This window comes from Mesorhizobium sp. Root102 (genome assembly GCF_001425625.1).
Lineage (GTDB): Bacteria > Pseudomonadota > Alphaproteobacteria > Rhizobiales > Rhizobiaceae > Mesorhizobium.
The window spans coordinates 236,027-249,496 of record NZ_LMCP01000048.1 but is presented as its reverse complement, the minus strand read 5'-3'; the positions used below and the strand labels follow the sequence as shown (position 1 = coordinate 249,496).

The 13,470-nt window shown below is 63.1% G+C and carries 14 protein-coding genes and 1 riboswitch; of the genes, 11 read left to right on the top strand and 3 right to left on the bottom strand.

The features are described from left to right. Positions 1 to 18 precede the first annotated feature (18 nt). The 3 genes from cobW to ASD12_RS32425 form a co-directional block, all read right to left on the bottom strand. The gene (gene cobW / locus ASD12_RS32435) at positions 19 to 1,071 is read right to left on the bottom strand and encodes a cobalamin biosynthesis protein CobW (RefSeq protein WP_056596772.1); all 1,053 of its coding nucleotides are present in this window, start codon (positions 1,069 to 1,071) and stop codon (positions 19 to 21) included. 2 nt (positions 1,072 to 1,073) lie between these two features. Next, on the bottom strand, positions 1,074 to 1,502 hold the full coding sequence (locus tag ASD12_RS32430; protein WP_056596769.1) for a DUF1636 family protein: 429 nt from the start codon (positions 1,500 to 1,502) through the stop codon (positions 1,074 to 1,076). 38 nt (positions 1,503 to 1,540) lie between these two features. Beyond that, a riboswitch (cobalamin riboswitch) is annotated at positions 1,541 to 1,746 on the bottom strand. A gap of 29 nt (positions 1,747 to 1,775) precedes the next feature. Continuing rightward, positions 1,776 to 2,975, bottom strand: coding sequence for a winged helix-turn-helix domain-containing protein (locus ASD12_RS32425; RefSeq protein WP_056596766.1), 1,200 nt, complete (start codon positions 2,973 to 2,975; stop codon positions 1,776 to 1,778). 331 nt (positions 2,976 to 3,306) lie between these two features. Here ASD12_RS32425 and ASD12_RS32420 point away from each other — a divergent pair, with 331 nt between their 5' ends. The 11 genes from ASD12_RS32420 (at position 3,307) to nuoI (ending at position 13,389) form a co-directional block, all read left to right on the top strand. After that, positions 3,307 to 3,672 carry an NADH-quinone oxidoreductase subunit A gene (locus tag ASD12_RS32420; protein ID WP_010910112.1) on the top strand — a complete coding sequence of 122 codons (366 nt, stop codon included), beginning with the start codon at positions 3,307 to 3,309 and terminating at the stop codon, positions 3,670 to 3,672. Next, positions 3,663 to 4,244 (top strand): NADH-quinone oxidoreductase subunit B, encoded by a 582-nt coding sequence (locus tag ASD12_RS32415; RefSeq protein WP_056596762.1) that lies wholly within the window; start codon positions 3,663 to 3,665, stop codon positions 4,242 to 4,244. The genes ASD12_RS32420 and ASD12_RS32415 overlap by 10 nt, the downstream gene beginning before the upstream one ends. A gap of 4 nt (positions 4,245 to 4,248) precedes the next feature. Next, positions 4,249 to 4,854: an NADH-quinone oxidoreductase subunit C gene (locus tag ASD12_RS32410; protein WP_056596760.1), complete on the top strand. Its 606-nt coding sequence runs from the start codon at positions 4,249 to 4,251 to the stop codon at positions 4,852 to 4,854. 9 nt (positions 4,855 to 4,863) lie between these two features. Further along, positions 4,864 to 6,054, top strand: coding sequence for an NADH-quinone oxidoreductase subunit D (locus ASD12_RS32405; protein ID WP_056596757.1), 1,191 nt, complete (start codon positions 4,864 to 4,866; stop codon positions 6,052 to 6,054). Beyond that, positions 6,055 to 7,335, top strand: a complete 1,281-nt coding sequence (locus ASD12_RS32400; protein WP_056596755.1) for an NADH-quinone oxidoreductase subunit E — start codon at positions 6,055 to 6,057, stop codon at positions 7,333 to 7,335. 10 nt (positions 7,336 to 7,345) lie between these two features. Beyond that, the gene (gene nuoF, locus ASD12_RS32395; protein WP_056596752.1) at positions 7,346 to 8,650 is read left to right on the top strand and encodes an NADH-quinone oxidoreductase subunit NuoF; all 1,305 of its coding nucleotides are present in this window, start codon (positions 7,346 to 7,348) and stop codon (positions 8,648 to 8,650) included. Positions 8,651 to 8,753: 103 nt separating this feature from the next. Beyond that, complete coding sequence (locus ASD12_RS32390) at positions 8,754 to 9,449, top strand: hypothetical protein (RefSeq protein ID WP_056596748.1); 696 nt, start codon at positions 8,754 to 8,756, stop codon at positions 9,447 to 9,449. 73 nt (positions 9,450 to 9,522) lie between these two features. Further along, a complete protein-coding gene (nuoG, locus tag ASD12_RS32385) occupies positions 9,523 to 11,604 on the top strand; it encodes an NADH-quinone oxidoreductase subunit NuoG (RefSeq protein WP_056596740.1) in 2,082 nt (693 codons plus the stop codon). A gap of 2 nt (positions 11,605 to 11,606) precedes the next feature. Further along, positions 11,607 to 12,650, top strand: coding sequence for an NADH-quinone oxidoreductase subunit NuoH (nuoH, locus tag ASD12_RS32380; protein ID WP_056596737.1), 1,044 nt, complete (start codon positions 11,607 to 11,609; stop codon positions 12,648 to 12,650). Further along, positions 12,647 to 12,901, top strand: coding sequence for a hypothetical protein (locus tag ASD12_RS32375; protein WP_156388928.1), 255 nt, complete (start codon positions 12,647 to 12,649; stop codon positions 12,899 to 12,901). The genes nuoH and ASD12_RS32375 overlap by 4 nt, the downstream gene beginning before the upstream one ends. Then, complete coding sequence (nuoI, locus tag ASD12_RS32370; protein WP_023812382.1) at positions 12,898 to 13,389, top strand: NADH-quinone oxidoreductase subunit NuoI; 492 nt, start codon at positions 12,898 to 12,900, stop codon at positions 13,387 to 13,389. The genes ASD12_RS32375 and nuoI overlap by 4 nt, the downstream gene beginning before the upstream one ends. The last annotated feature ends 81 nt before the right edge of the window (positions 13,390 to 13,470 follow it).

Genomic DNA, 13,470 nt, shown 5'->3' with positions numbered 1-13,470 from the left:
CGCGACCCGTGTCCGAAATCAGCCGGCAAGGATACGCTCGATCGCCGGGCGGTTCAGCCCCTTCAGCCCGATTACGACGAGGCGCGAGCGGCGGTCATCCTCGGCGGTCCAGGCGCGGTCATAGTAATGATTGACGCGCGGCCCGACCGCCTGCAGCAAGAGCCGCATCGGCTTGCCGCCGACCTCGACGAAGCCTTTCACGCGCAACACGTTCTCTTCTTCGGCGACGGTGGCGACGCGTTTCGCCAGATCATCGGGATTGGCGATCGAGGCAATGTCGACGATGAAGGTGTCGAAGTCGTCATGCTCATGGTCGAAGGCGCCGTCATGATGGGACTTGCGGTTCTCGATGTCGTCTTCGACCGCCAGACCGAGCCCGAGCAGCACCGAGGGATCGACCTTGCCATGCGATGTCGGCACGATCTTCACCGCGCGGGCGGAGTGTTCGTTGATGATGGCGTTGGCGCGGTCGGTGCCGGCGGCGTCCATCAAATCGCTTTTCGACAGGATAATCAGGTCGGCGCAGGCGATCTGGTCCTCGAACACTTCTTCCACCGGGTCGTCGTGGTCGAGCGTCTCATCCTGGGCGCGCTGCGCCTGCAAGGCATCCATGTCGTTGGCGACGCGACCCTCGGCCAATGCCGGCCCGTCGACCACGGCGATGACGCCGTCGACGGTCACCCGGCTTTTCACGCTCGGCCACTGGAAAGCCTGGACCAACGGCTTGGGCAGCGCGAGGCCCGAGGTCTCGATCAGGATGTGGTCGACCCTCGGCGTCAGCGCGAGGATCTGGTCGAGCGCCGGAACGAAATCGTCGGCGACGGTGCAGCAGATACAGCCATTGGCCAGTTCGACGATGTTTTCCTCCGGACAGGTGTCGATGCCGCATCCCTTGAGGATCTCGCCATCGATGCCGATGTCGCCAAATTCGTTGACGATGATGGCAATGCGCTTGCCGCCGGCGTTTTCCAGGAGATGGCGGACCAGCGTCGTCTTGCCGGCGCCGAGGAAGCCGGTGACAACGGTGCAGGGAACGCGGGAGAGGTTGGCGGACGAATCTGGAGCGGTCATGGTCAGTCCTTCAACAGGTTGAGGGGAGGGATGCGGGCAACGAGGCCGCGCTTCAGGCTATCGGGACGGCCGCGCCACGGGATCAGGCCGTCCGTCGAGGTGGCGAAGAGTTTGGCTCCGGTGACGAGGTCGGCACCGCTGGTCGCGGTCAAGTCGCCGAAGACATAGCTCCAGCAGCCATCGCGCAGGATCGCGGCGCTGAGGCGCCGTTTGCAATTGCCAAGGCATTCAACGCTGCGGATGCGAATATTTTCGCCGGATGCGGCGCGGCGGGTGTCATCCGCCAACGATTCGCCGGCGCGGGGATGGGCGTCGGAGCCGGTTTCATCGCGGCAGGAAGCGCAGACGATGACGGTGACGCCGGCCAAGGCATCATCATTGCCGGACGAAACATCCGCTGTGCCAGCCGAAAAACTGCTGTCGTGGTCCAAAAATCGGGCTCCTTGCCCGGAAACCCGCCGGGCGATCGGATTCTACAGTCGCAGACGGCAGGTCTCCTGGCTCGCGGGTCATCGCCTTGGTAGCCGCCTTCCCGGGAACCTCCCAGTGGCTTTCGGCCTTGGCTCTTCGCTTACAGTTGCGGGGACAGCCGCGGATTTGGGACAGATATCCCGCACCGCATTCCCTCTTGGCTCCTCTCGTTGAAGAGAAGAGACCGTCTGGAACGGATTTAGGCTTTTGCGGGCAGCGGTGTCAACGCGAGCTTACGACGCTGTCAGGTCGGCCAGCGCCGGACCCAAGTCACCGGCGGACGTCACTTCGATGCGTTCGAGGCCCAGCCAGCCCTGCATCTGCTTCAATTCCTCGAAGAGCTGAGCAGCGGTTTCGGCTGGTGCGCCGGGCTCGGCATAGGCCGCATGGACGCGCAGCACGCTCGCAGGCCGATCGGCCTTGAGGTCGACGCGCGCCACGATCCTGTCGCCGAGCAGGAACGGCAGGACATAATAGCCGTATTGCCGCTTGTCGGCTGGCGTGTAGATCTCGATGCGGTAGTGGAAATCGAACAGGCGCTCGGTGCGCGAACGTTCGAAGACGACCGGGTCGAACGGCGCCAGCAAGGCGCGGGCTTCGATCTTTCGGGGCAAACGGGCGTCTTTATGAAGATAGGCCGGCTTGTCCCAGCCTTCGACGCGCACCGGCAGCAGCTCGCCGGTTTCAACCAGTTCCTCCAGCCGGCCTTTCATATCGGCCGGGGACAGGCGGAAATAATCGCGCAAATCGCCTGATGTCGCCACGCCATGGGCGCGGGCGGAAATGCGCAGCAATTCGCGGTGCGCGTCCTCAGGCGTTGGCACCGGCAGGTCAAGGATCGCCTGCGGCAGCACGCGTTCGGGCAGGTCATAGAAACGCTCGAAGCCGCGGCGGTGCGCCGTGGTGATGCGCCCAGCCCAGAACAGCCATTCGAAGGCATGCTTGGCGTGGCTCCAGCCCCACCATCCGCCCGAGCCTTTCTGGCCTTCCAGCGCGGAAGCGGCGATCGGGCCGCGCTCGGCGACCTGGCGGTAGATCTCTTCGATATAGGCGGCGTGCTCGCGGCCCCATTTGGCGAGGCCCAGATACATCTCGTCGCCGCGCTCGGCGCGTTGCATGCGCCAGCGCATCAGCGGGTAGGTCTCGACCGGCAGGAAGGAGGCCTCGTGCGCCCAATATTCGAACACCGTGCGCTTGCGCGTCACGGCCGCGTTGTCGAGCAGAGTGAGCGGGTAGGGGCCCAGGCGCGAATAGAGTGGCATATAATGAGCGCGCACCACCGCGCTGACGGAATCGATCTGCAACAGGCCGGTGCGGGAGAGCGTGCGGGCAAAATGCCTTCGGTCAGGCGTGCCGGTCGGGCGGGGATCGAGGAACCCCTGGGCGGCGAGCGCAATGCGCCGGGCCATGGGGAGCGAGATCTTTTCCTTCATGCAGGCATCACTTTGAAGTGTTTTGACCGAGGGTCGGATGGGTGATTCCGGGCCATGCTAGCAGGGTTTTGGCGGCAAGCATGTCAGGAGAGAAAAGTGGAGTAGAAAGCGAAGGAAATCAAACAGGAGCGGATCGGACCAGTTTCCCCGGATATGCCGTCCAGGTCAGTGTTTTGAACAAGGTTTGACTTGCTTCACTGGAAGTGCTGCGCTAACCCTCGCCGCGTTGCAGCATAGGCCCTTAAAACGGTTCAGCGGTTAAACTGTCACGCTTCCGCATTAGGGTCCGGTGCTGTAATCAAAGTGGATTGGCGCCAACGGAAAGCCGAGCATGAACGCACTTCTAAGCTCATACCTGCCCATCGTCCTGTTCATAGGCGTGGCGTTGGTTGTCGGCCTGGCGCTGCTGGCCGCGCCCTTCCTGGTGGCTTACCGCAATCCCGATCCTGAAAAGCTTTCCGCCTACGAGTGCGGTTTCAACTCGTTCGACGACGCCCGCATGAAATTCGACATCCGCTTCTACCTGGTGTCGATCCTGTTCATCATCTTCGACCTGGAAGTGGCCTTCCTGTTTCCTTGGGCGGTGTCGTTCTCGAAGATCGGCATGCTCGGCTTCTGGTCGATGATGGTCTTTTTGGCGGTGCTGACCATCGGCTTTGCCTATGAATGGAAAAAAGGAGCGCTGGAATGGGATTGAACGACAGTTCCGGCACGCTCGTCGCGCCGAAGCCCAAGGGTTTGATCGATCCCAACACCGGCAGGCCGGTGGGGGCGGACGATCCGTTCTTCCTCGAGATCAACAATGAGCTCGCCGACAAGGGTTTTCTCGTCACCTCGACGGAAGCGCTGATCACCTGGGCGCGCAGCGGCTCGCTGATGTTCATGACCTTTGGCCTCGCCTGCTGCGCGGTGGAGATGATCCATACCTCGATGCCGCGCTATGACTCGGAGAGGTTCGGTGTCGCGCCGCGCGCGTCGCCGCGCCAGTCCGACATCATGATCGTTGCCGGCACGCTGACCAACAAGATGGCGCCGGCGCTGCGCAAGGTCTACGACCAGATGCCGGAGCCGCGCTACGTCATCTCGATGGGCTCATGCGCCAATGGCGGCGGCTACTACCACTATTCCTATTCGGTGGTGCGCGGCTGCGACCGCATCGTGCCGGTCGACATCTATGTGCCCGGCTGTCCGCCGAGCGCCGAAGCGCTGCTCTACGGCATTCTTCTCTTGCAGAAGAAAATCCGCCGCACCGGCACGATCGAACGGTAAATCCATGACCGCATCCCTGAGCGAACTGTCGACCTATCTCGGCGAGAAGCTGACCGGCCGTGTGAACGACGCTGATATCGCCTATGGCGAACTCACGGTTCATGTCGAGCCGCGCGATCTGGTCGAGGTCATGACCTTCCTGCGCGACGATGCGCGCTGCCAGTTCATCTCGGTCATCGACGTCTGTGGCGCCGACTATCCGTCGCGGGCCAAGCGTTTCGACGTCGTCTACCACCTCCTGTCGCCGAAGCAGAATGTGCGCATCCGCATCAAGGTGCAGGCCGATGAAGAGACGATGGTGCCGTCGATCACCGGCGTGTTCCCCGGTGCCGACTGGTTCGAACGTGAGACCTACGATCTCTATGGCGTGCTGTTCTCGGGCCATCCCGATCTGCGCCGCCTGCTGACCGACTATGGTTTCGAAGGCCATCCGCTGCGCAAGGACTTCCCGCTGACCGGCTTTGTCGAGGTGCGTTACGACGACGAGGCCAAGCGCGTCATCTACGAGCCCGTGGAATTGAAGCAGGAATTCCGCAATTTCGATTTTCTTTCCCCATGGGAAGGCACCGACTACGTGCTGCCCGGGGACGAAAAAGCCAAGACGAATTGAGGCGCCAGAATGGCTGAAACCTCCGTCCGCAACTTCAACATCAATTTCGGCCCGCAACACCCTGCGGCGCACGGTGTTTTGCGCCTCGTGCTGGAGCTGGACGGCGAGGTTGTCGATCGCGTCGATCCACATATCGGGCTGTTGCATCGCGGCACGGAAAAGCTGATCGAGGCCAAGACCTATCTGCAGGCGATCCCCTATCTCGACCGGCTCGATTATTGCGCGCCGATGAACCAGGAACACGCCTTCGCGCTGGCTGCCGAGCGGTTGCTCGGCATCGACGTGCCGAAGCGCGGCCAGCTGATCCGCGTGCTTTACTGCGAAATCGGCCGCATCATGTCGCACATCCTGAATGTGACGACGCAGGCGATGGACGTCGGCGCGCTGACGCCGCCGCTGTGGGGCTTCGTCGAGCGCGAAAAGCTGATGGTGTTCTATGAGCGCGCCTCCGGTTCACGCATGCATGCGGCCTATTTCCGCCCCGGCGGCGTCCATCAGGACCTGCCGCAGAAGCTGGTCGAGGACATCGGCAAGTGGATCGACCCGTTCCTGAAGTCGATCGACGACCTCGACCAGCTGCTGACCGGCAACCGCATCTTCAAGCAGCGCAATGTCGATATCGGCACCGTTTCGCTGGCCGATGCCTGGGCCTGGGGTTTTTCGGGCGTCATGGTGCGTGGCTCGGGTGCAGCCTGGGACCTGCGCAAGTCGCAGCCCTATGAATGCTATTCGGAAATGGATTTCGACATTCCGATCGGCAAGAACGGCGATTGCTTCGACCGTTACCTCGTGCGCATGGAAGAGATGCGCCAGTCGGCGAAGATCATGCGCCAGTGCGTCGACCTTCTGCTCGGCAAGGAGAGCACCGGACCGGTGTCGAACCTCGACGGGAAGGTGGTGCCGCCCAAGCGCCAGGCGATGAAGCGCTCGATGGAGGCGCTGATCCATCACTTCAAGCTCTACACCGAGGGTTATCGCGTTCCAGCCGGCGAGGTCTATGCGGCGGTCGAAGCGCCGAAGGGCGAGTTCGGCGTCTATCTCGTCTCCGATGGCTCCAACAAGCCCTACCGCTGCAAGCTGCGCGCGCCTGGTTTTGCGCATCTGCAAGCGATGGATTTCCTCTGCCGCGGCCACATGCTGGCCGACGTCACCGCCGTTCTAGGCTCCCTCGACATCGTGTTTGGTGAGGTCGATCGCTAAATGTCAGTCCGCCGTCTCGCAGAAGCCAGCGTCCAGCCAGCATCCTTCGCCTTCAACCGGGCGAATGCCGCAGCGGCGAAGCAATGGATCAAGAAGTACCCGAAGGGCCGTGAGCAGTCGGCCATCATCCCGCTTCTGATGATCGCGCAGGAGCAGGAAGGCTGGGTGACGAAGGCGGCGATCGAGACGATTTCCGATATGCTCGGCATGCCGCGCATCCGTGGGCTCGAGGTCGCGACCTTCTACACGCAGTACCAGCTGAACCCGGTCGGCACGCGTGCGCACATCCAGGTCTGCGGCACCACGCCCTGCATGCTGCGCGGCTCGGAAGCGCTGATGGATGTCTGCCGCTCGAAGATCCACCACGATCAGTTCCACACCAACGACAAGGGCACCTTGTCGTGGGAAGAGGTCGAATGCCTTGGCGCCTGCGTCAACGCGCCGATGGTCATGATCTTCAAGGACACGTTTGAAGACCTGACCCCGGAACGGTTGGCCGAGATCATCGATCTCTACGGCGCCGGCAAGGGTGCTTCGGTGCCAGCGGGGCCGCAGAACGGCCGCACCGGTTCGGAGCCGGCCTCCGGCCTCACCACGCTGAAGAGCGAAAAGGCGATCCTCAAATCGACCCGCGACAGGGAAGCCAAGGCAGCGACCAAGGCCGCCCAGGCGGCGCCTGATGCGATCGTCGCGGCACCCGTTCCGGCACCTGCCACCGCCGCGGTCGGGCCGTCCAATGCCAGCAAGCCGAAGACCGATGCGCCGGAAACCAGCCCGGCCTTGAAGACGCCGTCAAAGGCCAAGGTTGCGCCGGCTGCTGAAAAGGCGGCGAGCGTTTCGGCGCCGCTGCATTCGGCCGCCAATGCCAACAAGGCGGCTCCAGAGGTCGAGCAGGTTTCCAAGCAGCGCAGTGGTCCGAAGACCAAGGCCGAGCCGGCAACCGCTTTCAAGGCGCCGGAAACCAAGGCGCCGGCCGCGAAAGCCGCCAAGCCATCGCTGGAAGACAAGAACCGTCCGGCCGGCATCGCCAAGCCGACGCTGGTGGACGACCTCAAGCTGATCTCCGGCGTCGGCCCGAAGATCGAGGGCATCCTGCATACGCTCGGCATCTACACCTTCGCGCAGGTCGCGTCGTGGAAGAAGGCCGAGCGTGAGTGGGTGGACGGCTATCTCTCTTTCCAGGGCCGCATCGATCGCGACGACTGGGTCAAGCAGGCCAAGGCGCTCGCCAAGGGTGGTGTCGCCGAATACATCCGCGTCTTCGGCAAGAAGCCGGTCTGAGGGACGAATAATGCTTCAGGACAAAGATCGCATCTTCACCAACATCTATGGCCTCTTCGACAAGTCGCTGGCCGGCGCGATGGCGCGCGGCGCCTGGGACAACACGCCTGGCATCATCGCCAAGGGGCGCGAGTGGATCGTCAACGAGATGAAGGCGTCGGGCCTGCGCGGCCGTGGTGGCGCCGGCTTCCCGACGGGACTCAAATGGTCGTTCATGCCCAAGCAGAGCGACGGCCGTCCGAGCTATCTGGTCGTCAATGCCGACGAATCCGAGCCCGGCACCTGCAAGGACCGCGACATCCTGCGCAACGATCCGCATACGCTGGTCGAGGGCTCTTTCATTGCCGGTTTCGCCATGGGCGCGGTTGCCGCCTACATCTATGTACGCGGGGAGTTCATCCGCGAGCGCGAGGCGCTGCAGCGCGCCATCGACGAGGCCTATGAGGCCAAGCTGATCGGCAAGAACAATACGTCGGGCTATGATTTCGACATCTACATGCACCACGGCGCCGGCGCCTATATCTGCGGCGAGGAGACGGCACTCCTCGAGAGCCTCGAAGGCAAGAAGGGCCAGCCCAGGCTGAAGCCGCCATTCCCGGCCAATGTCGGCCTTTATGGCTGCCCGACCACGGTCAACAATGTCGAATCGATCGCGGTCGCGCCGACCATCCTGCGCCGCGGCGCCGCGTGGTTCTCGGGCTTCGGCCGGCCCAACAATGTCGGCACCAAGCTGTTTTGCGTCTCCGGCCACGTCAACAATCCGTGCACGGTCGAAGAGGCTATGTCGATCCCGTTCCGTGAGTTGATCGAGACGCATTGCGGCGGCATTCGCGGCGGCTGGGACAACCTGCTGGCGGTCATTCCGGGCGGCGCTTCGGTGCCGCTGGTGCCGGCCGAGCAGATCATCGACGCGCCGATGGATTTCGACGCGCTGCGCGACCTCAAATCCGGCCTCGGCACGGCGGCTGTCGTCGTCATGGACAAGTCGACCGATATCGTGAAGGCGATCGCGCGGCTGTCCTACTTCTACAAGCACGAGAGCTGCGGCCAGTGCACGCCGTGCCGCGAAGGCACCGGCTGGATGTGGCGGGTGATGGAGCGGCTGGTGCGCGGCGAGGCGCAGAAGCGCGAGATCGATATGCTGCTCGACGTCACAAAGCAGGTCGAGGGCCACACGATCTGCGCGCTGGGCGACGCGGCGGCATGGCCGATACAGGGCCTGATGCGGCATTTCCGCGGCGAGGTGGAGCGGCGCATCGACGAGTTTTCGCGCAACGCGCACCGCGCCGAGCCGGTGATGGTGGCGGCGGAATAGAGGAATTTGTGAATGCGGGCGAAAGCCCGAAGCGAAATACGGGCAAGTGCCCGATTTGAGACAACCCGGGGCGGGCGAACGAAAAAACGACCAGGAGATATCTATGGCGCCGTATTCGACACCCAATCCGTTGATGCCCAATTTGGACCAGATCGAGAAGATGAACCAGGACCTGACCAGGATGATGCCGAAGGAGATGGCCAGCGCCGTCAACCTTCTCGTGCATCCTGTGGCGGGTGCGGCGGCGATGTCGGCGCTTGGCCTTGGGCTGGCCAACCACGCTTTCGGCGTCTGGCTAGGTGCGCTTTCGGGAGCGGCCGAAGCTTCGCAGCGGCTGCTGCAGCCGATCGTCGATGATTTCGAGGCGCGCGTCGCGCAGTTCGACGACCCTAACTCTTCCTCCACCAGGGCGCGGGCGACGGCGAAAACCATGATCGCCGAGGCGCAGTCGTTCGCACAGGAGGTCACCGATATAGCCGCCAAGGAAGCCGCCACCGTGGCGCCGGTGGCAAACGCCGGTCCGGCAGAAAGCGACGCCGCCGGCGTGCTGATGCCCGAGGATTTCAGGCAGCCCAATGCCATGGAAAAGCCGGCGAAACCGGCGGATCTCAAGGCGATATCGGGCATCGGACCCAAGCTGGAAAAGGTTCTCAACGGCCTGGGCATCTGGACGTATGGCCAGATCGCGGCATGGACGCCGCAAGAGGTTGCCTGGGTCGAGGATTATCTGTCGCTCACCGGCCGCATCGGCCGCGACGATTGGACAGCCCAAGCGGCGGCACTCGCCGTCAAGAAGTGAATGAAATGCCGGGTCCGGTTTCGACCGTGCCCGGAACAAGAGATTGCGGGAACTCCGCAGGGGTTTGAGGCGAATGGCAAAGCTCAAGGTCGACGGGAAAGAGATCACTGTACCCGACCATTACACGCTGCTGCAGGCGGCGGAAGATGCTGGCGCGGAAGTGCCGCGCTTCTGCTTCCATGAGCGGCTGTCGATCGCCGGCAATTGCCGCATGTGCCTGATCGAGGTGAAGGGCGGGCCGCCCAAGCCGCAGGCTTCCTGTGCCATGAACGTGCGCGACCTGCGTCCGGGGCCGAATGGCGAAGCGCCGGAAATCTTCACCAACACGCCGATGGTCAAGAAGGCCAGGGAAGGCGTGATGGAGTTCCTGCTGATCAACCATCCGCTGGATTGCCCGATCTGCGACCAGGGCGGCGAATGCGACCTGCAGGACCAGGCGATGGCCTTCGGCGTCGATTCCTCGCGCTTTCATGAGAACAAGCGCGCGGTCGAAGACAAATATATCGGACCGCTGGTCAAGACGGTGATGAACCGCTGCATCCATTGCACGCGCTGCGTCCGCTTCACCACGGAAGTCGCCGGCATTTCCGAGCTTGGCCTGATCGGCCGCGGCGAGGATGCCGAGATCACCACCTATCTCGAAAGCGCGATGACGTCCGAACTGCAGGGCAATGTCATCGACCTTTGCCCGGTCGGCGCGCTGACGTCAAAACCCTTCGCCTTCCAGGCGCGGCCGTGGGAGTTGACCAAGACCGAATCCATCGACGTGATGGATGCCGTCGGCTCGGCGATCCGCGTCGATAGCCGGGGCCGCGAAGTGATGCGCATCCTGCCGCGCGTCAACGAGCAGGTGAACGAGGAGTGGATTTCCGACAAGACCCGCTTCATCTGGGACGGTCTGCGCACGCAGCGCCTCGACCGCCCCTATGTGCGCAAGGACGGCAAGCTGGTTCCCGCGAGCTGGGCCGAGGCCTTTGCCGCGATCAAGGACGCGGTGTCGAAGGCGTCACCCGAAAAGATCGGCGCCATTTCGGGCGATCTCGCCGCCGTTGAAGAAATCTACGCGCTCAAGCTGCTGATGGCTTCGCTCGGCTCGAAGAATACCGATTGCCGCCAGGATGGCGCCGCGCTCGATCCGGCGCTCGGGCGCGCCAGTTACATCTTCAACCCGACCATCGAAGGCATCGAGCAGGCGGATGCGGTGCTGATCATCGGCGCCAACCCGCGCTATGAAGCCTCGGTGCTCAACACCCGCATCCGCAAGCGCTGGCGGATCGGCAATCTGCCGGTCGGCCTCATCGGCGATGTCGGCGACACGCGCTATGACTACGAACAGCTGGGCGCCGGACCGGATTCGCTGAAGGATCTGGCGGACGGCAACGGCAAGTTCTTCCAGACGCTGAAGAAGGCGACGCATCCGCTGATCATCGTCGGCCAGGGCGCGCTGTCGCGCGCCGATGGCGCGGCCGTGCTCGGCCAGGCGGCCAAGCTTGCCGCCGCCGTTAACGCTGCCCGCGCGGACTGGAACGGCTTTGCCGTGCTGCACAATGCGGCCGGACGTGTCGGCGGTCTCGATCTCGGCTTCGTGCCGGGCGAGGGTGGCAAGAGCGTTGCCGGCATGCTGGGCGAAATGGAGCTGTTGTTCCTGCTCGGCGCCGACGAGATCGACATGGCCAAGACCGGCGGCGCCTTCGTCGTCTATATCGGCACGCATGGCGACCAGGGCGCGCACCGCGCCAACGTCATCCTGCCGGCGGCTGCCTACACCGAAAAATCGGCCACCTATGTCAACACGGAAGGCCGCGTGCAGCAGACCAACCGCGCCGGTTTCGCGCCCGGCGACGCGCGCGAGGACTGGGCTATCCTGCGGGCACTGTCGGATGTGCTGGGCAAAAAACTGCCGTTCGATTCGCTGCCGCAGCTGCGCGCCAAGCTCTACGGCGAGCACCCGCATCTGGCCCGCATCGATCAGGTCGCGGCCGGCAATGCCGAGGACATCGCCAAAGTGGCGAAGCTCGGCGGGCGGCTGAACAAGGGCACCTTCACCTCGCCGGTGAAGGATTTCTACCTGACCAACCCGATCGCGCGGGCATCGGCCGTGATGGCGGAATGCTCGGCGCTGGCCAAGAGCGGCTTCAAGCAGGCGGCGGAATAAGCATGGACACTTTCTTCTCCTTTTACGTGCTGCCGGCGCTGCTGATCCTCTTGAAGTCGGTCGTGCTGATCGTCGTGCTTTTGATCTTCGTCGCCTACATCCTCTACGCCGACCGCAAGATCTGGGCGGCGGTGCAACTGCGCCGTGGTCCGAACGTCGTCGGTCCCTGGGGCACGCTGCAGGCCTTCGCCGATCTGCTGAAATTCGTCTTCAAGGAACCGATCATTCCGTCGGGCGCCAACAAGGGCGTCTTCCTGCTGGCGCCGCTGGTGTCGGCGGTGCTGGCGATTTCGGCCTGGGCGGTCATCCCGGTCAGCCAGGGCTGGGCGATCGCCAACGTCAATGTCGGCATCCTCTATGTCTTCGCCATCTCCTCGCTCGAGGTCTATGGCGTGATCATGGGCGGCTGGGCGTCCAACTCGAAATATCCGTTCCTCGGCGCGCTGCGTTCTGCGGCTCAGATGGTGTCCTACGAAGTCTCGATCGGCTTCGTCATCGTCACCGTTCTGCTTACCGCCGGCTCGCTCAACCTGTCCGACATCGTGCTGTCGCAGCATGATGGGCTGGGCACCAAGCTTGGCCTGCCCAACACCTTCCTCGACTGGAACTGGCTGGCACTGTTTCCGATGTTCATCATCTTCTTCATCTCGGCACTGGCCGAGACGAACCGTCCGCCCTTCGATCTGGTGGAAGCCGAATCGGAACTGGTCGCCGGCCACATGGTCGAATATTCATCGACGCCGTTCCTGCTGTTCTTCCTTGGTGAGTATGTCGCCATCGTGCTGATGTGCGCGCTGGCCACCGTCCTGTTCCTCGGCGGCTGGTTGCCGCCCTTCGATTTCGCGCCGTTCACATGGGTGCCGGGTGTCATCTGGTTCGTGCTGAAAGTCTGCTTCGTGTTCTTCGGCATTTCCATGGTCAAGGCTTTCGTGCCGCGCTACCGCTACGACCAGCTGATGCGGCTCGGCTGGAAAGTGTTCCTGCCGATCTCGCTGTTCATGGTGGTTGCCACCGCTGCCGTCCTCAAGATCGCGGGATGGGCATGAGCACAGTTTCGCTTGGACTGATCGGTGTGGTCTGCGGATTGGCGGTTGCGGCATTCGGCTACGTCGCCGTCTTGCCATTCGTGCTTAAAAGCCAGGAAAGGCTGCCGGCCGGATATGTGATGCCGATCTTGGGTTGGAACAAGAGCAAGCTTGGAGCGGCGACCACGTTTGCTTATCGCTATTTTATGCCAGTTTTTTGGTCCGTCCTGGGTGCGATACTGGCAGTAACGACGTTTGGAGCACAACAATGAGCGCTCTTTCCCAAGCCGCAAAATCGCTGCTGCTGCAGGATTTTGTCAGCGCCTTCTTCCTGTCGATGCGCCAGTTTTTCGCGCCGAAGGAGACGATCAACTATCCGCACGAGAAGGGGCCGACCAGCCCGCGCTTCCGGGGCGAGCACGCCTTGCGCCGCTATCCCAACGGCGAGGAACGCTGCATCGCCTGCAAGCTGTGCGAGGCAATCTGCCCGGCGCAGGCCATCACCATCGAGGCCGGACCGCGCCGCAATGACGGCACGCGCCGCACGGTGCGCTACGACATCGACATGGTGAAGTGCATCTATTGCGGCTTCTGCCAGGAAGCCTGCCCGGTCGACGCCATCGTCGAGGGGCCGAATTTCGAATTCGCGACGGAAACGCGCGAGGAACTCTACTACGACAAGGACAAGCTGTTGGCGAATGGCGACCGGTGGGAGCGCGAACTGGCGCGCAACATCTCGCTGGACTCGCCCTACCGCTGATATTTGACGCATGGACGGGGCGAGGGGCCTCGTCTAAGGACAACGCGGCTTTGGAACCGGAGGCGGAACCAGGCCAGAGAC